Below are 21,148 nucleotides of genomic sequence, written 5' to 3' on the forward strand. Positions count from 1 at the left end.
ATGATATCCAAGTTAGCGTATGTGTATATGAAATGTTCCATCTACGATAAGGTTTTGTCCACTAATAGATCCTCATTTCTCTGAATATCAAAATGCATGAGCATGAGCAAACTCTTCTGGATCGTAAAACCAGTTTGATGATTCTTTTTGTTTGTGTGCATGAATAATTTCATTGATAGCAGCACTTTTCTTTCTCTCTCCTTAATAAAACTCATAAAAATTGATTAGTTTACAAAAAAATAAAATATTTTCTAACGATTACATTATCAAGCCATTATTTTTTTGCAATGTTTACAAAATAAGGAAAGAACAGAAGAACATTTCCTATCAATTTCATCCATTTTTTATAAAATATATATTTTATTTAAAGTTTCATACGGAGGTACAAGAAATTTTAAATAACAATTTGTAATTTATAAATTGTTTATTCAGCTATTTTAAAGGAGACTGGAATGTTGAAAATGGAAGTGGTGTTGTTCATTGTTTAATTGGATTCTTAATAGTGAAAGCTGTATTTTTTATATACTAACAATTATGTGTTTTAATAAACAAAGATGTGGCTGAAATGGCTGTAATTGCGGATTTTATAACATGAAAATCATATATTTTCCATAACGCTTTTCTTTATAATTTATAATGCATCATTTCGTATGTTGGATGGGAAATTTGAATACAATAAGATTCTTTTATTTAAAATTCACCTAATATAATAAAAAATATTTACTTACATAATTCAAACGAGAGTAATGTGTGGATAAAAAACATTAAAAAAATAAATAGAAATGTTTCTATGAGCTATTTTAATGTAAAAGCACGGAATTTTTTCACAATTAGCAAAAATAATTATTACCTATTTTGTACCTTTATGAAACTATGAAAAATAAAGGAGTTAAGAAAAAGATAAGGAAATAGAAAATATGCTTTATCATTCTTAGAATGATATGTTGTTTTATAAGTCATTACGCTTCTTTAGGGTTATTGCTTAGGATATCACAGAAGACCGCACGCCAATTATCCCAGCCTTTGAAGTACAAAGCTGCAGTTAAAAGCAAAGTACTCTACAATGAGCCATTAAAACAACTGGAGAGGAAAAAAGTGGAAAAAATATCTTTTTCCACTTTTTTTATTTTTTATTGGATTCGACCACTTGCATGAGCAAGCATAGTATAAACTTTTCCGGTATCTGATATCAGGTATTTGCGAACTGAGCTGGAAGAACCAGAACTGCGCGATATATCACGTAAGAGTTTTTCAAAATCTGTAACATATTGATTCACTGAACGTTTAAACTCAAAATCGCTCATATATTTTCTCTTAATCATTTCAAATATTTTTTGTCCATTTAAGGTATAAAGGCGTTCTGTTACGATGTTTTTTTGTCCACGTTGATAATGATCCCATAGCTCAACAATGGCATTGTGATTAATAGCTTGCACTATACCAGAAGCTAATGAATTAAGAGAGCAGTTTGCAGGAGATGGTTTTGTTTGCACTGATGTTAAAACATCATCACTAGGGGGAGCATCATAAAACGTTTCTTCACGTGAAGCTCTTTCTAAGAGATTTGACACCCATTTATTTGGTCTTTTTTTGCTTTGATCTTGTTGCAGAATAGGCTTAGGTGGTACGATCTTTTTAACGGACTCAGTGGAATTGTCACTTCTTTGATTAAACATTGATGATGCAGGAAATTCTGATATCAGCTGTTTTTTTGCGCCCTTTTGATCATTTTGTATAACACTGACTAGATCTTGTAACGCTGTAATCTGTTCATTCAAAGCTGTGCGAATTGTTTGCGTTGTTTCTTTTGTCTTTTCCGGAAGTTTTTTAACATTTTCATTGATATCATTATTAATCTTTGAAAGCTCTAAACGAACTTCATCAGCGGAGCGACGTATGTCTTCTGCTGCTTCTGAAAAACGCGCCGATGCTTCACTAACAAGCCTATTAAGTGATTGTTGGAATGAATTTGTGGAGTTACGTGCATTCTTATCAGAGCGTTCAAGTGCTGAGTTGAAGATTTTTTCATAATGCCCAATCATTTGATTAATTTCATGAGACTTTGAAACAAGAGCATCACTTAATACAGAAAGCGTATTATGTTTTTCTTCAAGTGTTGCACTCAGTGAATTTTCAGACTGTTCAAGAACATGAATAGTTTGGGAAAGTGTTTTTGCATGTTCACCAAAACTGCTCGTTATATGATTAATTTGTTCAAAGGTATTCTTTGAAAGTCCTTGCAGAATTTCAACATTATTATTGAGCACTTGATTTGAGGCTGACAGACGCTCTGCTACTTGGTCCGTGTTGCGGAAAAAATTACTCGCACTCTCATTAAACTGACCATCAATATTTTGAACAGCTGATAATAAAACATTACTATTTTCGTGAAAATTGTAAATTGATTGATTCAACTGTGTTAAGACGGATGAGACATTATTAACAAGTTCTTCCTTCATAACCGTTATTGTTTGAAGTGTTTCAGAGTTAGCTTTTGTTAAGCTATTCACTAAAAATTCATTGTGTGCATAAATTCTTTGTTCAGCTTCTTGTGTGGAGAGAGAGAGTTGTTCACCGATATGCTGTGTTAAAGAATCAATTGATTCTGTCGTATTTTGCGCTGCTTGATTTAAGTGATTTGTCAGCTCTGTTATTTTTCCAACATGTTTTGAAATTTGTGTTGCTGTTTGATTTTCTGCAACTTCCAAACGGCTCGTTACATCAGAAAGTTGATAACCTAAATTATTTTTAAAATTTTGCATAGAGTGATGAAGAACATCACAGCGTTCATTAAGAACTTGCTCTATTGCTGTTGTTGATGTGTGAATGGTTTCGTTCAATAATGCTTGTGCATTATGACTGGCTGTTGCGAAAGCTTCGACAGTATGCGCTGTTTGTTCAGACAGAACGGACAGAACTTTTTCACTGGTATCATAAACAGTTTTTTTGACATTTGATACAATGCGATTGCCTGATTCTGAGAGAATATTTTCTGCTTGTGCAGTAACATTTGTAACAGATGAAAGAATTTGTTCACTCGTAGAAGAAAGAATATCAGAAGCTTTTATAATCTTATTATGCAGGTTATCTGTAACTATATTAACAGAGTCTTCTAAGGTTACACGCATATTGTCAACACTGCTTTCCAGTGCTTGTTGAATTATCTGACTTTGCTCATTATTAAGCATGAGAGACGTTTTTAACGTGTCAGAACGTTCCTCAATAACAGATGTTTGCATATCAATGGCTTCACAGATTTGGCTAAATTTTTCAGATAAGGTTTCCTCTAGCGTTGTTGTTCGTTCAAAAATTTTGTGTGCACGATCTTCTAGATCTGTATCGAATGATTCCATACGTGTTTCAAGGGTTTCAAAGAAAACACCACTCGATTGAGAGAGAGTGTTCTTTAAAATTTCGGCATGGTTTTCAAGGTTTTTGATATGATCTTGAACCGTTTCAGTAATGTTCTTATTATTGGCGACAATTGCACTTTCAACTAAATCTATTTGTTGTTTCAATGCAACATCGACACGTATATCACTTTTTGCAATGAGATTATGGATTGTTTCCATGCGTTGCTCAAGTGTGCGTGCTTGATCGGCAAGAACTTCATTGAGAGAAAAACTATTAATCGCTAAAGAGTCACGCAGAGCATCGGCACGGATATCAATGTTTCTCGCTTGTGCTTCTAAAGCATCTTGGGTTGTACTGCAGCTTTGTACAATGACATCTTGTAGTTTTTCAGTGCATTGAATGATGTTTGTAATATGATTTTCAGCTTGTTTATCAACGACTTGAATATTGTCAGCCAAAACTTTTTCAATATGAGAAGTGTTTTGGGACAAGACATCAATTTGATTTCTTAATGTATCCGCAATTTTATTCTTCTCGTTATCGAGCATGTCTGCCATAAGAGCTCGTTGATCAGAAAGTTGTACTTTAAAATCTTGTGAACGTTCTTGGATGATATCAACAATGGCATTGTCGACATACTGAATTTCTTCTCTCAGGCTTTCTTTACTTTTATCAATTGCAGAAAGAATAGCTTCACGTCCATTTGTAAATGCATGGGTAATGTCTGCTGTTTTTTCTTGGAGGTTTTCATTTATTTTCAAGACATGAGATTCCAAGAAGTTACCAAGTTTTTCAGCATTATCCTCTAAAGCCTGACTGCGTTCTATAAAGGAATCAATGATGGAATCACTATGTTCTTTAAGAGAAAGATCAACAGTGGCTAAACGTTGTTCAAAGGCTCCAATTGCTTGCGAGGTTATGTTATCAAATTTAGAAGAGAGTTTATGTGCTTGGTCGTCGAGCTTTAAGATCTTCTCATCAAAATTCTGTAGAGATTGATTATTACGATCAATAAGAGCTTGATCCAAGGCTTTAAACTTTTCATCGACAGCGTGCAAAGTTTGATCTGTTACTGCTTGTATATGTGTGGCAATTTTAGCAACATGTACTTCCGCTTTTTCAGCTGTTTCATTAAAGGTTTTTTCTATTTGCTTTTCATTATGATCAAATCGTTTTGAAAAACCATCGAAGTTTTTTCCTAATTCATGAAAAAATTCTGTGTTTTTCTGCTGAATTTGTGTTGTTGTTTCGTTAAATTTTTCAACAAGCTGATTTGTTACGCCATCACCGGCATAGGAAAGTTTTTCAACAAGGTCTTCACCTTGTTTTTGTAAAGTTTGAGAGAGAGTTTGTGCAAGCTTCTCAACATTGGTTACAATTTTAGAGGTAACTAAACCAAATTCATCACTCAGTTGTTCTTGGGTTCCTTTAATTGTTGATTGTACGCGATCTGCGTGATTCAAAATGGCGATGCGTTCATTGCTCAATTCTTTGATTAATGTGTGAATACGTGATTCATTCTCAGCATAGGCTTGTTCTAGGTTGTGAACTTCACCTTGTATGATTGCTTCAAGTTCAACAGCACGTCCGAGGGTACGTTCAATACCTTCGTTCATTGCCGCTACTTCTTCACGAATGGTTTGCCCTATAGCAATAGCTTGTTTTTCAGATAAATGTTGTGGTTCACTAAGGCGCTGCGCAGCATTTGTCATAAGAAGAGCAATATTATGCAAGTCGTTTGAACGTTTTGTTAATTGAGCAACGCCCCAAGATATAAGGATAGGAATTGCTGTTCCGGCTGCTACAGCGAGTCCTGTTGGGGATGTAACAAAAGTGCTGATATTGGATAAGGAGCTGAGTCCGGTAGGTGCGAGCTTATGCGCAATAAAAGCTCCTCCCGTTGCCCATAAAGCACTAAGCGCTGTTGTATACCAGTAGACTCGAGAGGAAGAACGCTGCTTTAATAGTCCAAAATTTACAGGGGTTGTTATATCATCATTTGCAGGAAGAAGTTTTGTAGATAACAATGTATTATGAACAGTCCCACCTGAAATATCAGGTGAAGGTTTTGGAGCAAAAAGCTGTTCAACAACGGATTTATCAACAACAGCTTCATCATGAATATTAGAAACAAAAGTTGACGTACCGTTTTCAGCAAAGAATTCTTCTTCTGCCATTGCAATTTTTTGAATCAGATCATCGACATTAACAATATTTTCAGAATTATTTGATGATATTGTTTCAAATTCTGTGTCATTGAAATCAAAGTTCATAGCTTTTGTGAGGGCTTCTTCAACTTCAACTTCAAATGTTTGCAATTTGGTTCTGCGTGCCATACTCGCCTCGTACTCTTACAGACGGAAAAGGGATACGTCCTCTTCCACATAATCTCTACATACTAGCTGTTAATTATTTAGAAAGGAATATGCTTAGGGAAAAATTTTAAAAACTTATCAAGATAAAGTTAACGCGGTTTCTTATACCCTGTTTAAAAATGTTATAAAATATAGTAAAAACAATTTATTATTTGAATCTAACAAAAACAAAAATACTGTTTACAACTTGTGTTTATAAAAAACTTTATAAGCCGCTAGTCTTTGAAACAAGGATAATTTAATAGCCGTTATATACACAGTTAAGGTGCGAACACCTCTCTATTAATACCGATGATCGTTAATAAATATTGTTGTCCGTTTACTTTTATTGATTCTAAACGAAGCAGATTCATCATCACATATAGTCTGTAATAGCTTAGGATATATAAAAGTATGCCTTTGGACTGTAAGATTATAAAAGAATAAACGTGGAAAAATTTTTAATTTAATATAGCTTTTTGTAAGTTGCGCTTTATTATTGCCTTAAAGAGCCGTTTTTTCTCTAATTTCAGTTGTTTGTTGCTAAATTTTGAAGCTTCTACGTTGACAATTAGATATTTTTCAGTCGATATGCATGCACGAATATTTTATGCAATCGAGATGAAGGTGTAAGAATAATGGCAGAGCGATCACAACACCTGCAAGATGTGTTTTTAAATACGGTGCGTAAGCAAAAAATTTCCCTTACAATTTTTCTTGTCAATGGCGTTAAACTCACGGGTATTGTAACTTCATTTGATAATTTTTGTGTTCTTTTGCGCCGAGATGGACATGCGCAATTGGTTTATAAGCATGCTATTTCTACGATTATGCCTGGACAGCCTGTGCAGATGTTTGAGGGTGAAAGTCCTGAGTAAACATATCATTTTAAGATAAACCTCTTATCCCATTTTAAAAGTACTTAGATTGCTATGATAAATAAAAATGAGAGATTAGGAGGGGTGTTTTCGCAGAATACAGGGCAGGTGCGCGCACTTGTTTTGATACCGATTTTTCAAGAAAATAGAAGTGAAAGCTCTTTGAGAGAGTGTTCTATATCTTCTCGTGTTAAAGAGTCATTAGGCTTAGCGCGTGCTATAAGGTTAGAAGTTGTTAATTATGAAACGGTTAATATTGCAACGCCTCGCTCTGCGACTCTCTTTGGAAAAGGTAAAGTAGATGCGTTAACCTGTTATATAGATGAATATTCTATTGAGCTTACGATTGTAGATCACTTTTTAACGCCAGTACAGCAGCGTAATTTAGAAAAATTATGGAATTGCAAAGTTATCGATAGAACGGCTTTGATTCTTGAAATTTTTGGGGATCGTGCACGAACAAAAGAAGGAGTTTTGCAAGTAGAGTTAGCGCATTTGTCTTATCAAAAAGGGCGACTTGTGCGTAGTTGGACGCACTTGGAAAGGCAACGGGGGGGACGTGGCTTTCTAGGTGGACCTGGTGAAACGCAAATTGAAGCAGACAGGCGTCTTTTACAAGAGAAAATTATTCGTATTCGACGCGAATTGGAAACGGTTATTAAAACACGTGCACTACATAGAGCAAAAAGGAAAAAAACATCTTATCCTGTTGTGGCACTGGTAGGATATACGAATACAGGAAAATCAACTCTCTTTAACCGTTTAAGTGGTGCAGATGTATTAGCAAAGAATATGTTATTTGCAACGCTTGATCCGACTTTGCGCAAAGTTGTTCTTCCCCATGGAAAAACTATTCTTTTGTCTGATACTGTAGGGTTTATTTCTAACTTGCCAACAAATTTGATTGCAGCTTTTAGAGCAACCCTTGAAGAAGTGGTTGAAGCGGATCTCATTCTTCATGTAAGAGATATGTCAGATCTTGATCATCGTGCACATGCTCAAGATGTTTTAGAAGTGCTTTCAAGTCTTGATATCGATATTGATGATATGGAGCATATCATAGAGGTTTGGAATAAGATTGATATGTTGGATGAGCAGGCATTGAATGTTTTACAAACAAGCGCAAAAACACGATTAAATCCTGCTCTCATGGTATCAGCGCTTAAGGGGGATGGACTCGATCAATTATTAAGAGCCATTGAAAAGCGAATTTTTGGAGAGGTGCAAAGCATTGAATATCTTTTAAAACCTCATGAAATGTCGCTTATCGATTGGTTTTATGAAAACTCTTCGGAAATAATGCAAGAAGGACATGATGATGGGTCTGTTACCATTAGAGCCGTTATTACTTCTGAAGCAAAAAAACAATTAGAGAACATCAAAAAAATATGAATTAAGTTCTTTAAAGCTATTGCTGAACATTTGTGCTTAAATTTTATGTTTTTATTATCTGAAAATAATATGACAGCAAGTTAAGAGGATAGTTACTACTTTCTCTTAATAAAACAATATGAAGAAGTATTTTGCTGGTTAAAATAAAGATGAGTCTTAAGTGTAATAAAAGACTATTCCTACGTACTGTATGGCGAAGCATTTTGATTGTTTTGCTATTACAAATGCTATGTATATCTTTGATTTGGTTGTATTATTTTTTTCAGCCCCGTGGTTACCAAGCAACTTTAATATTTTCATTATCTGATTCTGTAGGAAAACCGTTACCAATCAAAAAGCAAGACAATGTTATCGCTTTTTTGTTTTCACAGCCTATGTTCTTCAATGATTCGCAATTTTCTTTAAGTGCTTTTAATAAGAAAAAAAATCATGAAAATATCCGTTTATCGCGTCGTGGTGATTTTATCGATTTGACTTTTGAAGCTGAGACACTTGAAGCAGCTCAACGTGGGTTGGAAACTTGGTTTTCCGCATTTTCACAAGCAATCATAAAACAGAAACAATTCTTGTTAAATGATAAATTAGAAGACAAACAATATGATAATACTGCAATCGTTAATATCATGCAGGGATTTCGTACATCTGTTGAGTCTTTTATTCAGCAGGGTGTAAAACAAACAGAGCTTCATGATCTTTCTATGCAATTAACGGAAGCAACTTTAAAGCGTATTCATTTAACAAGTTTGAACTCAACGATTAACGCGATGCGTGAAAAGGGACAGTCTTTATTGTCTTTATCGTTTATTGCAGGTAATTCAGCAATTGTTGCTCTGGAATCTAAACGTGATCTTTTGGAAACGCAAAGAGCACATATGGCGGTGCAATTGGGGTGGACACATCCTCAAATTAAAGCAATGACTGCGGAATTAGAAACAGTTTCTCATCAATTAAAAAATAAAATTTTACAAATCGTTTATCAAGTTCATTCAGATGAGGTTATTGCAACGGAATTAGAAAAACAGCTCAAAAAAAGAATGAACTTTTTTGTAAAAGATCAATCCCAATCTTTGAATGAAATATTTAACGAGTTTGAAAATAAAATAAAAGCAGCAGTCGATGCACAAAATAAAGCGATGAGTAAGTCTGCTCAACGAAGAGAAAAAATTATTGGTTCATATCGGAGATTGAGTGATAATCCTCTTCTTTTACAAAACACAAATATCCACGTGGTTATGCCAACAACGTTAGCACCAATTTCTTTTATGGCTCTTTATGGAAAAAATATTTTTGTGAGTGCATTGGCTAGCTTCCTTACTCTTTTACTAGGAATATTGTTATTTTATCCGTGCTTTAAAAGCAAAAAAGATCAACCTTCAGAAGAGGATTTGAGATCAAAAGAAAATGCTCTTAAGAAGAACGAGAGTATTTTAGTCTCTCAAGAAATGAAAAATCTTGAAGCTTTTATTACGATAGAGGGATTATCTGATGTTTTGAAATGGCGTGCTTCAACCATTATTTCAATCATTGGACCAGAGGCTGCACGGACAGCGGCAAAGCTTTCACTTCATCTCACAAAAGAGAACAAAACAATTCTGTTGGTCGATATTTCTGGTCAACAAATAGAGAAGGTCATTGGTCCACATCGCGGACTGAGTGATATTTTAACGGGCAATGCCCAGCTGCATGATGTTATTTACCGTGATTATGATACGGGGGTTGATATTCTTCCTCAGGGGTTAACAAGTGCTATTTCTGCACAAGATTTTTCAAATGACATTTCTCATATATTACAAGAATTTAAAAAAGAATATGATTTTATCATTCTAGAGATGGCAAGCGAACCAAAATATGGATTTGAGCAATTTGCAGAGCTAACAGACTATTATATTTGTAAGACTGTTCTTAATGAACAAGAATGGATGATGCGGATGGTAAGCAGCTTTCCAAAGGCTGTTTATCGCGTTGTTGCATCATAAACTTTATAAAAAAGAAATATGTATCGCATGTTATAGTGGTACGCTTGTTTTTTGCTAAAGTTATAGTACATACTAGAATACACAATGATTTGATGTTTAAATTTTAAAATGCATTGTAGTTGGAGAGAAGCGTGGGGCAATCAGAGATGGCAGTAAAGAGATTAAACAATAGCATTTTAACGCCCGTGCAAAAGAAAAATAGAAAACAAATACAGGTGTGGCTTTACTCTATTTTATTGCTTTGTTTAGCAATTGTCTTAGTAGGTGGCGCTACTCGTTTGACGGGATCAGGATTATCTATAACGGAATGGAAGCCAATACACGGCGTTATTCCACCGATTGGTGTGGATCAATGGCAAGAGGAATTTTTAAAATATCAACAGATAGCACAATATAAGCTGCTTAATCCTGATATGAGCTTAAGTGCTTTTAAGGTCATATTTTGGTGGGAATGGGCGCATCGTGTTCTTGGGCGTCTTGTTGGTCTTGTCGCTTTATTGGGGCTCATTTGGTTTTGGGCGACTAAGCGTGTTGAAAAAAATATCTTACTCCCGCTTATTGTCGTGCCTATTCTTATCGCCTTTCAAGGCTTTATTGGTTGGTGGATGGTTGCTTCAGGGATTGGGCAAAGTAATTTAACAAGTGTGAGCCAATATCGTTTGGCATTTCATCTTATAACGGCATGTTTTGTTATTGTTTTTGTTACTTATTTATCTCGAGGACTTGCAGAATATTCAGAAAAGCCAGCAAATAAAAAGGTGCAATATTTTGCGGCTTGGCTTGTTGTTCTCGTTTTGATAGAGATTTATTTCGGAGCTTTGGTTGCAGGGCTTCATGCTGGAAAAGTCTATAATACATGGCCTCTTATGGATGGGCAGATTATTCCTGATGGTTTGTTGCAGCTTCGTCCTGTTTGGCTCAATTTATTCGAAAATTCATTAATGGTTCAATTTATTCATCGATTTTTTGCTTATTTTGTATTTATTGTTTCAGTTGTTCATGCTTTCTATGTACAAAAAAACATTCCACATTCAACCCATTCTCGTCGTGCATTTCTTATCTGTGTTATGATTATTATCCAAGCACTCTTGGGTATCTTAACACTGTTACATGAGGTTCCGATAAGTTTAGGGCTCATTCACCAAAGTATGGCACTAGCAGTGTTATGTTTTGCGGTTGCGCACTGGCGAGCAACGAAAGGGGCATATCGCGTTGTTGAATAAAAGTTTGTATTTATAGGGAGTTTTAGTTGCTTGAAAGCATTAAATCGAGGTTCTGGATAGCCGCAGCTGATGCGCCTTTTCCTAAATTATCGAATATGGCGCTGAGATTAAAAATACCTTCACGATCATTTCCAAATACGAACAGTTTCATATTATCTTTATTGGCTAAACACTCTGGATTAAGTCTTTGAAGTGAAGCAGTTTCTTCTTGTGATGCAACTAAAATGGTATTTTGTCCATCGTAATGGTTTGCGAGAATTTCGCGCAAATCAGAACAGTTTGCTGATTTTGTGAATAAATGGCGATGCAGAGGAAGATTCACAATCATCCCTTGGGGAAAACGACCAACACTTGGTATGAAAATTGGGGTTTGGTTGATTTGTCCATAGATTTTAATTTCTGGCACATGTTTGTGTTCAAGATTAAGACCATAGATAAAATAATTGTTCTGAATATTTTGTTGAGATTGATTTTCCATTTCTAAAATCAACTGTTTTCCACCACCAGTATAGCCGGAGATTGCATTAATCGAGATGGGATAATAGGCGTCTAGCAGTCCTGCTTCACGGAGTGGGCGAATCAAACTAATGGCACCGGTAGGATAGCACCCGGGATTGGTTACATAATGTGCTGCTTGGATGCGCTTTCTTTGTCCTGTTGTCATTTCAGGAAAACCGTAAACCCAGTCTGGTGCAACACGGTGGGCTGTCGAGCTATCAATAATCCTAATGTTTTTATTTTTTTTAAGCCAATGAACTGTTTCGCGTGCAGCATCATCTGGAAGACACAAAATAGCAATATCGGCTTGATTAAGATAGTCTTGTCGCAGATGGACATTATGGCGATCTTTATGAGCAAGAGAGAGTAGTTTTAAATCTGTACGCCCCTCTAAGCGTTTTTGTATTTGTAGTCCGGTTGTGCCATGTTCACCATCAATAAAAACTTTAGTTAGCATTCTTATTTGCCTTGTATTAACTTTGCCTATTATATTCAGTTTTTCACATTATAAATTATTTTTAATCATTAAATTATTGAATTTCTTTAGATTATAGATACCTTTTGTAAAAGGTGTAAACAAATAAGAGTGTAAAAAAAGAAATGTAATCTCATTTTTTACCATTCTTGAGAGGGAAGTTTTTTGTTTTTTTTATAACAAAGAATAAGATAAATATTTGCGTCATTATTTTTGAGTGTAAGCGGTTTAAAATGTTTGGTTTGCATGGTTTGCTGTGTTATCGTTCAGTGATTTTATTTTTTTATGTTAGGAACGTGTTTTATGACTCAGCAAGAAAATGACGCACAAAAGCGCTTTTTTAATGATAATTTACAAACTGTTGATGGTGCAATCTTTGATGCAATTAGAGGGGAGTTTGAGCGTCAACAACATGAAATTGAGCTGATTGCTTCAGAGAATATTGTTTCAAGAGCGGTTCTTGAAGCGCAGGGGTCTGTTTTAACTAATAAGTATGCAGAAGGTTATCCAAGAAAGCGCTACTATGGCGGGTGTCAATTTGTTGATGTCGTTGAAGATTTAGCCATTGAAAGGGCAAAACAGCTTTTTGGTGCTGCTTTTGCGAATGTACAGCCTAATTCTGGTAGCCAAATGAATCAAGCTGTCTTTTTAGCTTTACTTCAGCCTGGTGACACATTTATGGGATTAGACTTAAATGCTGGTGGTCACCTTACGCATGGTTCATCTGTTAATATGTCAGGAAAATGGTTTGATGTTGTTTCCTATGGTGTGCGTCAAGAAGATCAGATTATTGATATGGATGAGGTTGAGCAACTTGCAAAAGAACGTAAGCCCAAACTTATTATAGCGGGTGGCTCATCTTATCCGCGGCTATGGGATTGGAAACGATTCCGTGAAATTGCAGATAAGATTGGTGCTCATCTACTCGTTGATATGTCTCATATTGCCGGTCTTGTTGCTGGTGGCGTGCATCCTTCACCCGTTCCACATGCGCATATTGTAACAACAACAACACATAAGTCGCTTCGAGGTCCTCGTGGTGGTTTAATATTGACAAATGATGAGTCTTTATCCAGGAAAATTAATTCTGCAATTTTTCCTGGTCTTCAAGGTGGTCCTTTAATGCATGTAATTGCTGCAAAGGCTGTTGCATTTGAGGAGGCTTTGCGTCCCTCTTTTAAGAGTTACAGTGCCAATGTGGTCGCTAATGCGAAAACTTTAGCAAAAATATTACAGAGTAATGGTTTTAATATTGTTTCTGGTGGTACAGATAATCATTTATTGTTGGTTGATCTACGTTCCAAAAATCTAACAGGTAAACGTGCTGAATTGGCTTTGGGGCGCGCTCATATTACCTGCAATAAAAATGGTATTCCTTTTGATCCTGAAACGCCATCTATAACATCGGGAATTCGCTTGGGATCACCTGCTGCCACAACACGTGGTTTTTCAGAAAAAGAGTTTATTCAAGTTGGTCATCTGGTTTCAGAAGTTCTTGATGGTCTTCGGAGCGCAAAAAGTGATGAAGATAATTATGCCGTTGAAATGGCTGTTGAGAAAAAGGTAAAAGATATAACGAGTCAATTTCCTCTTTACTCTTATCTTAGTAATCGTTAAGGACACAAAAGATGCGCTGTCCTTACTGCCAATATGAGGATACACAGGTTAAAGATTCACGTCCAGCAGAAGAGGGGGCAGTGATTCGCCGCCGCCGTGTGTGTTCCGTTTGTGGTGGTCGTTTTACAACTTTTGAACGTGTTCAGTTGCGTGAGCTATTGGTTGCTAAAAAAAGTGGACGATGTGAACCATTCGATCGTGATAAGTTAATGCGATCAGTTGATGTGGCTGTACGTAAGCGCAATATTGATCCTGATCATATTGAACGAGCAATTTCTGGCATTGTGCGCCAGCTTGAAAGTTTGGGAGAACCGGAGATTGCTTCAGAAAAAATTGGACATCTTGTTATGGAAGCATTGAAAAGAATTGATGATATTGCTTATATTCGTTTTGCTTCTGTGTATCGAGATTTTCGTAATGCAAGCGATTTTCACGATGTTATAGATGAATTGTCAAAGGGTATTGCGGATACAGAATCTCGTTTTGATGAATAAAAAATTGCAAGATGAACGGTTTATGGCTGCAGCTATTCGTCTAGCAGAGCGTCATGTCGGTCTTACAGGTGAGAATCCTTCCGTTGGTACGTTAATTGTGCGAAACGATAATAGTGCGGGGGCATTTATTGTTGGCTATGGCATAACAGCTATTCATGGGAGTCCTCACGCCGAAGTGCAAGCTTTACATATGGCTGGTTCTTTGGCTCAAGGAGCGACTGCTTATGTTACTTTAGAACCTTGTGCGCATTATGGAAAAACTTCGCCATGTGTGAATGCACTCATTGATTCAGGTATTTCTCGAGTTGTTGTTGCGTTGACTGATTGTGACAAGCGTGTTGATGGTCATGGTATTGCTCTTTTGCGAGCGGCGGGTATTGAAGTGGTTGAGGGCATTTTAGCTGAAGAGGCTTTTGAATCTTTATGGACGCATTGGTGCATAAGGAAGATACAACGCTGTGCGGTCACTTTTAAAATGGCAATTTCTGCTGATAATGGTGTTGGGAAAAGAGAAAAGGGCAGCGTAAAAATTAGTGGAACACTTTCTCATGCCCATACGCATATTTTACGCGCTCAAAATAATGCTATCCTCGTTGGTATTGGTACTATATTAGCAGATGATCCACAACTTAATTGCCGCTTGCCAGGGATGGAGATGCGCTCACCAATTCGTATTATTTTGGATGCAGATTTATCTATCCCCCTTGATGCAAAAGTTGTCCAAACAGCTATGAAAATTCCTACATGGGTTATTTGTGATGTGGATCTTTCAAAGAAAAGCAAAAAAAATGCATTGGAGCAATATGGTGTGTCTGTTTATTCGGTAGAGATGAACAATGGTTGTGTGGAACCCTTTGCTCTTTTACAGATGCTTTATAAACATGGGATTAATAGTGTTTTATTGGAAGGGGGCGTAAAGACAGGGGAAAAGTTTTTGAATGCTGGTTGTGTTGATCATTTGATATGTTTTCATACCCCCATGGTTTTAGGAAAAAATCGTATTGAAGCCCCTCATTTTGGAAATTATCTCTCGCAGTTTTATGAGATTGAGACAAGAATGTTTGGAAATGACCGTTTTTATAAATGGAGACGTAAGACATTATGTTCACAGGAATTATAACGGATATTGGTTGTATTGAAGATGTTCAACCTTTAAAGCAGGGGATGCGTTTAAAGATTTCTACACGCTATGCTATAGAAAGCTTAGCAATTGGCGCATCAATTGCTTGTTCAGGAATTTGTCTGACAATTGTAGAGCGAGGATTAAAACAAGAAGATTCTAATTGGTTTGTTGTCGAGGCGTGGGAAGAAACATTACGTTTAACGAATCTTGCACAATGGACAAAAGGAACTTTTGTTAATTTGGAACGTTCGCTTCGATTAGGTGATGAAATGGGAGGACATTTGGTTTCTGGTCATATTGATGGTTTGGTTGAAATCATTGATCAAAAAAATGAAGGGGATGCAATTCGTTTTTATTTAAAAGTTGCAAGACAATTTATACCTTTCATTGTCAATAAGGGATCTATTGCACTTAATGGGACATCTTTGACTGTTAATGGTGTTGAGGATTGTGTTTTTGATGTTCTTATTATTCGCCATACACTCGAAATGACAACGTGGGGACAGGCTAGAATTGGAGATCGGGTCAATTTGGAAATTGATCAACTTGCTCGTTATGCTGCGAAACTTTTTGCTTTAAAAAGAGAAGATGAATAAACCAAAACTCTATTGATCGTTTTCAGAATTTTATGCTTTATAACCTTGATTTTTTTGATTCGTTTTTTGTGGAATTCCATTATGATGAAAGAGATACGTAAAAAGCCTCACGTATTGATTGTTGAAGCACGTTTTTATGAGGGGATTTCTGATGCGCTTTTGAGAGGTGCAGTGAATACTTTGCAAAAAGCTGAAGCAAGTTATGATGTTGTAACGGTTCCTGGAGCATTAGAAATACCAAGTGCAATAGCTTTTGCTGAACAAAATAAGATATCTTATGATGGTTATGTTGCTCTTGGTTGTGTTATTCGGGGCGAAACATATCACTTTGAAATTGTTGCTAATGATTCTTGTCGTGCATTGATGGATTTAACTATTCATCAGCACTTGGCTATTGGAAATGGTATTTTGACTGTTGAAAATGAAGAACAAGCATGGGTGCGTGCGAATCTAGATGACAAAAATAAAGGTGGTTTTGCGGCTGAAGCTGCTTTATGTATGATCGCTCTAAAAAAGAGATTTGGAGATAATCGTTAAATATGGCTGATATAAAAAGCAGACATTTTCCGCGTTCAGCCAATAAACGTGGAGCAGCAAGACTCGCTGCAGTTCAAGCCCTCTATCAAATGGATATCGTGGGTTCGGGGGTGATGGAAATAGCAGCTGAGTATGAAGCTTATCGTTTGGGAAAAGATATCGATGGAGACCAGTATCTTGAAGCTGATTTTCAATGGTTTTTGGCTATTATAACGGGTGTTGTAAAAGATCAAAAGCAGCTTGATCCTCTGCTTCATCAACAGCTTTCTGCAGAGTGGTCTCTTTCACGTCTTGATTCTATATTGCGAGCAATTTTACGAGCAGGTTTATGGGAGTTGATCAACCGTAAAGATGTTCCTGTTGCGGTTGTCATGAATGAATATGTTGACATAGCTAAGGCGTTTTTTGAAGGTGATGAGCCAAAACTTGTTAATGCAGTTCTCGACAGTATGGCAAAAAAAGTCCGCCCATAAGAGCTAGAAATCCCCCATTATTAGGTCAGATATTATCAGACCTAATAATATTGAGACGGTATGTAGACTATATGATTTAGTTATGGGGTGGCAAATTCGCAGGGCCTTTTATAATTTGAATTAAAAAAGGATGTTCTTTTGTTACAGTTGGTGTTGTTTGTGCAATAAAATCAAACACTTGACCGTCTTGTAATCCGTAATTAGCAACTTTTGCAACCTGATTATTTTTATTGAAGTAAATGGCTAAAACTTTGCGATCAATAATCTTTGTTTTCATAAACTGCATCCCACGATAGCGTGTCTGTGAGATGTAATAAAAAACTTCATTATCATATTTTGTTTTTAATGAAGGGGTCCCTAAAGTTAAAAGAACTTGCTCTTGACTTGAGCCAACAGAAATAGAACTTAGAGCATTTCTATCAAGAACATAGCCCTCTCTATAAATTTGGCTCGAACCTGAAGAATCGAGAAGACCACATCCAGCAAGCATTCCTATGCTTGTTATTGATAGACCAATCAATAATTTACGTTTGATTAAGGCTATTATGTGAGGCATTTGAAACAATGATATCTCCTTTTTATACTGAGATGTAGGACAAGAAGGCAACCTCAAGTTTTTTCTAATTTTAGCTTAATCTACCGTAGCTTACACTGAGCTTCCCTGTTATAAAGTGAATTATGCCATATAGAATTTCTTTAGAAAAGAAAAAAATGCATGAATACTTGATATAAATAAAAACACAGTGCTTTATGCGTTTTTATCTTTGGGAGTTGTCAATGAATGTTAAAAATATTCCTCAAATGACATTTGCTTTGGCTTATCCAATATCCGTACGTTCTCTACCTGCTAAAGGTATAAGGGTTCATTTTTGTGCAAACAAAAAAGAATGTACAAATTTAGCTCAGAACCATGATTTAATTGAAGTAAAATCTTGTGAGGGAAATTTCCATATTTTCCCGTGGAAAAAACGCGGAGTACGTATAAAAGGTCTGTTGCAAGCGCGCATACTACAGTTATGTGTTGTTACATTAGAACCATTAGAAAATATCCTTTGTGAAAATATTGAGGTTGTTTTTGTTCCTGAAGATTCAAATTTGATGAAGCCCAAAATATCAGAGGATACAGGAGAATTGTTTTTAGATGTGGAGGGGCTTGATACTCCTGAAGTGTTTTATGATGATAAAATTGATATTGGTGCAATCATGGAAGAGTTTTTTGAGTTGTCTATTAATCATTATCCACGTAAAGAGAGAATAAAGATGGATATGGTTGAAAATTTAGAAGAAGCAGAGCAAAAATTCTCGCCATTTTCTGTTTTGAAAAATTGGAAGTGATTGTAAAAACATAAAATATCTATTGTATGCTAAACGATATTTTCTGCGGAGCGATTTTTGCAAGATTTGCTTTGTGAGTGTTCAGGAGCCAAAAATCATAATATGTGTTTAAAGATGTAAATGAAAAGATGTGGGATATGCAAGCGTGATTAGAATTTCTGTGGATGTCATGGGCGGTGATTACGGTCCAGAAGCAGCTATTGCAGGAGCAGCAATTGTACAAAAATATTTATCAAATATTTATTTTCTGTTTTATGGAATAGAGGAGGACGTTCGTCCAGTTTTAAAAAAATACCCTTGTTTGGATTCTGTATCGCGCTTTTGCCCTACAGAAAGTTATACACGCATGGATGAAAAGCCAAGCCAAGCACTTCGTAATGGACGTGGTAAATCATCAATGTGGTACGCCATTGAAGCGGTAAAAAATGGTGAAGCTGATGCTTGCATTTCTGCTGGTAATACGGGTGCACTCATGGCCATGTCTTATTTTTGTTTGAAAATGCTCGCAGAGGCTGAACGTCCTGGTATTGCGGGTATCTGGCCAACACTTCGCAGTGAGAGTATCGTTTTGGATATTGGGGCAACAATTGGTGCCTCTGCTGGTCAGTTGGTTGATTTGGCGGTTATGGGAGCGGGTATGTTTCGCGCTTTATATCACACTGAAAGACCAAGTGTTGGGCTTTTAAATGTGGGGGTGGAAGAGGTTAAAGGACTTTATCAAATAAAAAAAGCAGGAATGATATTGCGTGAAGTGCAATTAGAAGGATTGGAATATAAAGGATTTGTTGAGGGCAATGACATTGGAAAAGGAACAGTCGATGTTGTTGTAACAGAGGGGTTTTCTGGTAATATTGCTTTAAAAACCGCAGAAGGAACCGCGCGACAGATAGGAGAGATTTTAAACTCCGCACTGCGCAGTTCTTTTTTAACATCTCTTGGCTATTTTTTATCGCGGGGTGCTTTTCGTACGCTGAAACACAAAATGGATCCCGATAGGGTGAATGGAGGAGTGCTTTTGGGGTTGAATGGTGTTGTGATCAAAAGCCATGGGAGTGCTAATGCTAACGGTTTTGCTTCTGCTATCCGCGTTGGTTATGAGATGGTTAATAATGGACTTTTGAAAAAAATAACAGCTGATTTGCGACGGTTTCATGAGAATAAAGAAACACTTTTTGATCAAGAAGGTGAAGAGACAGTGAATGGAGAGTCCTTATGATAAGCTCTTATAATAGAAATGAAAAATTTGAAGAAAAGGTAAGAGCTTAATGATTCGGTCAATTATACGTGGTGTAGGAAGTGCTTTGCCGAAGAAAAGTTTATCAAATGATGAGATTGCAAAGTTTGTTGAAACGTCAGATTCATGGATTGTTCAGCGTACAGGAATACGCCAACGTTATATTGCCAGTGAAAATGAAACAACTGTTTCTTTAGGAGTTGAGGCTGCGCAAGCAGCACTTACAAATGCTGGTTTAACAATAAAAGACATTGATTGTATTATTTTAGCAACGTCCACCCCGAATCGTACTTTTCCTGCTTCTGCTGTTGAAATTCAGCGTGCTTTGGGAATGAGCCATGGATTTGCTTTTGATATTCAAGCTGTTTGCTCTGGTTTTATTTTTGCTTTAACAACAGGAGATTCTTATTTACGGTGTGGAGCGGCTAAAAGAATTTTAGTTATTGGATCCGATACATTTTCTCGAATTTTAGATTGGGAAGATCGTACGACATGTGTTTTGTTTGGTGATGGTGCGGGTGCTGCTATTTTGGAAGCACAGGAAATTGAGGGGGGTATTGCTTTTGAGCGTGGTATATTGTCTGCGAAATTGCGCTCTAATGGTGCTTATATAGATAAGCTATATGTTGATGGTGGACCTTCAACAACACAAACGACAGGCTATTTGCGTATGGAAGGACGAGAAGTTTTTAAATATGCTGTTGGTATGATAACGGATGTGGTTGATGATTGTTTTGCAGCTGCAGGTATGGATTCTTCACAACTAGATTGGTTTGTACCTCATCAGGCTAATAAGCGCATTATTGAAGCATCTGCTAAAAAACTGGGAATTTCACTAGATAAAGTTGTGATTACCGTTGATCAACATGGTAATACGTCTGCGGCATCAGTTCCGTTGGCTTTAACAACAGCTGTTTGCGATGGAAAAATAAAAGAAGGAGATCTTATCATGTTAGAGGCCATGGGAGGTGGATTTACATGGGGAGCAATTCTTATTCGTTGGTAAATTATGGCTACTTGACCATATTTCAAGAAAACGTATAAGTCATTTTGTAATTTTTAATATTTTAATAGGTGGTTATAATGACAAGTAAGACAGTAACGCGTGCAGATTTAGCGAGCGTAGTTTGTAAAAGAGTGGGCTTGTCACATACTGAATCAGCAGCTTTAGTCGAATTGGTTTTGGATGAGATTTGCAACTCACTTGTAAGAGGTGAAGCGGTTAAATTATCCTCTTTTGCAACTTTTCAGGTTCGCAGTAAAAATGAACGTGTTGGACGTAATCCAAAAACAGGTGTTGAAGCACCTATTCCGCCGCGACGTGTTGTAACGTTTAAGGCTGCCAATGTCCTTAAACAGAGAATTTTAGATTCGCATCGTGCAAGACAGAAAAAATGATATCTCATAAATAAACGCTATGGTATGTTTGGTATTTGTTAAAAAAACGATAAAATAAAGGTCTTTGTTTTTTAGAAAAAGACAGTTGTGTAAGTCGTCAATGATGGTCTTATTTTTGACTAATCTTGTTGAGAAATTGAGACGGAATGAGTCATTGTAAAGTAATTTATTTTGTTTTAAATAAGGTGTTG

Annotated in this window: 17 protein-coding genes; 14 read left to right on the top strand and 3 right to left on the bottom strand. The window is 36.3% G+C overall.

What is annotated here, in order from left to right:
• Positions 1 to 1,130: 1,130 nt before the first annotated feature.
• Positions 1,131 to 5,690 carry a hypothetical protein gene (locus ACFIJK_RS07225; RefSeq protein WP_375627353.1) on the bottom strand — a complete coding sequence of 1,520 codons (4,560 nt, stop codon included), beginning with the start codon at positions 5,688 to 5,690 and terminating at the stop codon, positions 1,131 to 1,133.
• A 656-nt stretch (positions 5,691 to 6,346) separates the two neighbouring features.
• On the opposite strand from ACFIJK_RS07225, the gene hfq reads away from it, so the two are divergent.
• The 4 genes from hfq (at position 6,347) to ACFIJK_RS07245 (ending at position 11,177) form a co-directional block, all read left to right on the top strand.
• Positions 6,347 to 6,586, top strand: a complete 240-nt coding sequence (gene hfq / locus ACFIJK_RS07230) for an RNA chaperone Hfq (protein ID WP_005773461.1) — start codon at positions 6,347 to 6,349, stop codon at positions 6,584 to 6,586.
• A gap of 54 nt (positions 6,587 to 6,640) precedes the next feature.
• The gene (hflX, locus tag ACFIJK_RS07235; protein ID WP_375627354.1) at positions 6,641 to 7,978 is read left to right on the top strand and encodes a GTPase HflX; all 1,338 of its coding nucleotides are present in this window, start codon (positions 6,641 to 6,643) and stop codon (positions 7,976 to 7,978) included.
• Positions 7,979 to 8,127: 149 nt separating this feature from the next.
• A complete protein-coding gene (locus tag ACFIJK_RS07240) occupies positions 8,128 to 9,954 on the top strand; it encodes a hypothetical protein (RefSeq protein WP_375627355.1) in 1,827 nt (608 codons plus the stop codon).
• Positions 9,955 to 10,085: 131 nt separating this feature from the next.
• Positions 10,086 to 11,177, top strand: coding sequence for a COX15/CtaA family protein (locus ACFIJK_RS07245; protein WP_375627356.1), 1,092 nt, complete (start codon positions 10,086 to 10,088; stop codon positions 11,175 to 11,177).
• Positions 11,178 to 11,199: 22 nt separating this feature from the next.
• On the opposite strand, the gene argC is transcribed toward ACFIJK_RS07245, so the two are convergent.
• On the bottom strand, positions 11,200 to 12,132 hold the full coding sequence (argC, locus tag ACFIJK_RS07250; protein WP_375627357.1) for an N-acetyl-gamma-glutamyl-phosphate reductase: 933 nt from the start codon (positions 12,130 to 12,132) through the stop codon (positions 11,200 to 11,202).
• A 321-nt stretch (positions 12,133 to 12,453) separates the two neighbouring features.
• On the opposite strand from argC, the gene glyA reads away from it, so the two are divergent.
• From glyA to nusB, 6 genes are all read left to right on the top strand, one after another.
• Complete coding sequence (gene glyA, locus ACFIJK_RS07255; RefSeq protein ID WP_375626463.1) at positions 12,454 to 13,767, top strand: serine hydroxymethyltransferase; 1,314 nt, start codon at positions 12,454 to 12,456, stop codon at positions 13,765 to 13,767.
• A gap of 11 nt (positions 13,768 to 13,778) precedes the next feature.
• Positions 13,779 to 14,261, top strand: coding sequence for a transcriptional regulator NrdR (nrdR, locus tag ACFIJK_RS07260; protein ID WP_015856456.1), 483 nt, complete (start codon positions 13,779 to 13,781; stop codon positions 14,259 to 14,261).
• On the top strand, positions 14,254 to 15,381 hold the full coding sequence (gene ribD / locus ACFIJK_RS07265) for a bifunctional diaminohydroxyphosphoribosylaminopyrimidine deaminase/5-amino-6-(5-phosphoribosylamino)uracil reductase RibD (protein ID WP_375627358.1): 1,128 nt from the start codon (positions 14,254 to 14,256) through the stop codon (positions 15,379 to 15,381). Before nrdR ends, ribD begins: the two co-directional genes overlap by 8 nt.
• Complete coding sequence (locus ACFIJK_RS07270) at positions 15,363 to 15,980, top strand: riboflavin synthase (protein ID WP_375626467.1); 618 nt, start codon at positions 15,363 to 15,365, stop codon at positions 15,978 to 15,980. Before ribD ends, ACFIJK_RS07270 begins: the two co-directional genes overlap by 19 nt.
• Positions 15,981 to 16,061: 81 nt before the next feature.
• Positions 16,062 to 16,517: a 6,7-dimethyl-8-ribityllumazine synthase gene (locus ACFIJK_RS07275; protein ID WP_375627359.1), complete on the top strand. Its 456-nt coding sequence runs from the start codon at positions 16,062 to 16,064 to the stop codon at positions 16,515 to 16,517.
• A gap of 2 nt (positions 16,518 to 16,519) precedes the next feature.
• Positions 16,520 to 16,990 (top strand): transcription antitermination factor NusB, encoded by a 471-nt coding sequence (nusB, locus tag ACFIJK_RS07280; RefSeq protein WP_375626471.1) that lies wholly within the window; start codon positions 16,520 to 16,522, stop codon positions 16,988 to 16,990.
• Positions 16,991 to 17,066: 76 nt separating this feature from the next.
• Here the strand turns inward: nusB and ACFIJK_RS07285 are convergent, their stop codons facing one another.
• The gene (locus tag ACFIJK_RS07285; protein ID WP_375626497.1) at positions 17,067 to 17,546 is read right to left on the bottom strand and encodes an outer membrane protein assembly factor BamE; all 480 of its coding nucleotides are present in this window, start codon (positions 17,544 to 17,546) and stop codon (positions 17,067 to 17,069) included.
• A 221-nt stretch (positions 17,547 to 17,767) separates the two neighbouring features.
• On the opposite strand from ACFIJK_RS07285, the gene ACFIJK_RS07290 reads away from it, so the two are divergent.
• From ACFIJK_RS07290 to ACFIJK_RS07305, 4 genes are all read left to right on the top strand, one after another.
• Positions 17,768 to 18,325 carry a DUF177 domain-containing protein gene (locus ACFIJK_RS07290; protein ID WP_375626473.1) on the top strand — a complete coding sequence of 186 codons (558 nt, stop codon included), beginning with the start codon at positions 17,768 to 17,770 and terminating at the stop codon, positions 18,323 to 18,325.
• Between the two features lie 145 nt (positions 18,326 to 18,470).
• Entirely contained in the window at positions 18,471 to 19,541 is a 1,071-nt protein-coding gene (gene plsX, locus ACFIJK_RS07295) for a phosphate acyltransferase PlsX (RefSeq protein WP_375626475.1), read from the top strand.
• A gap of 49 nt (positions 19,542 to 19,590) precedes the next feature.
• A complete protein-coding gene (locus ACFIJK_RS07300; protein ID WP_375626477.1) occupies positions 19,591 to 20,565 on the top strand; it encodes a beta-ketoacyl-ACP synthase III in 975 nt (324 codons plus the stop codon).
• A gap of 77 nt (positions 20,566 to 20,642) precedes the next feature.
• Positions 20,643 to 20,957: an integration host factor subunit alpha gene (locus ACFIJK_RS07305; protein WP_015856447.1), complete on the top strand. Its 315-nt coding sequence runs from the start codon at positions 20,643 to 20,645 to the stop codon at positions 20,955 to 20,957.
• The last annotated feature ends 191 nt before the right edge of the window (positions 20,958 to 21,148 follow it).

It is taken from the genome of Bartonella sp. PS17NMGDW, assembly GCF_042193555.1.
GTDB classification, from domain to species: Bacteria; Pseudomonadota; Alphaproteobacteria; order Rhizobiales; family Rhizobiaceae; genus Bartonella; species Bartonella grahamii.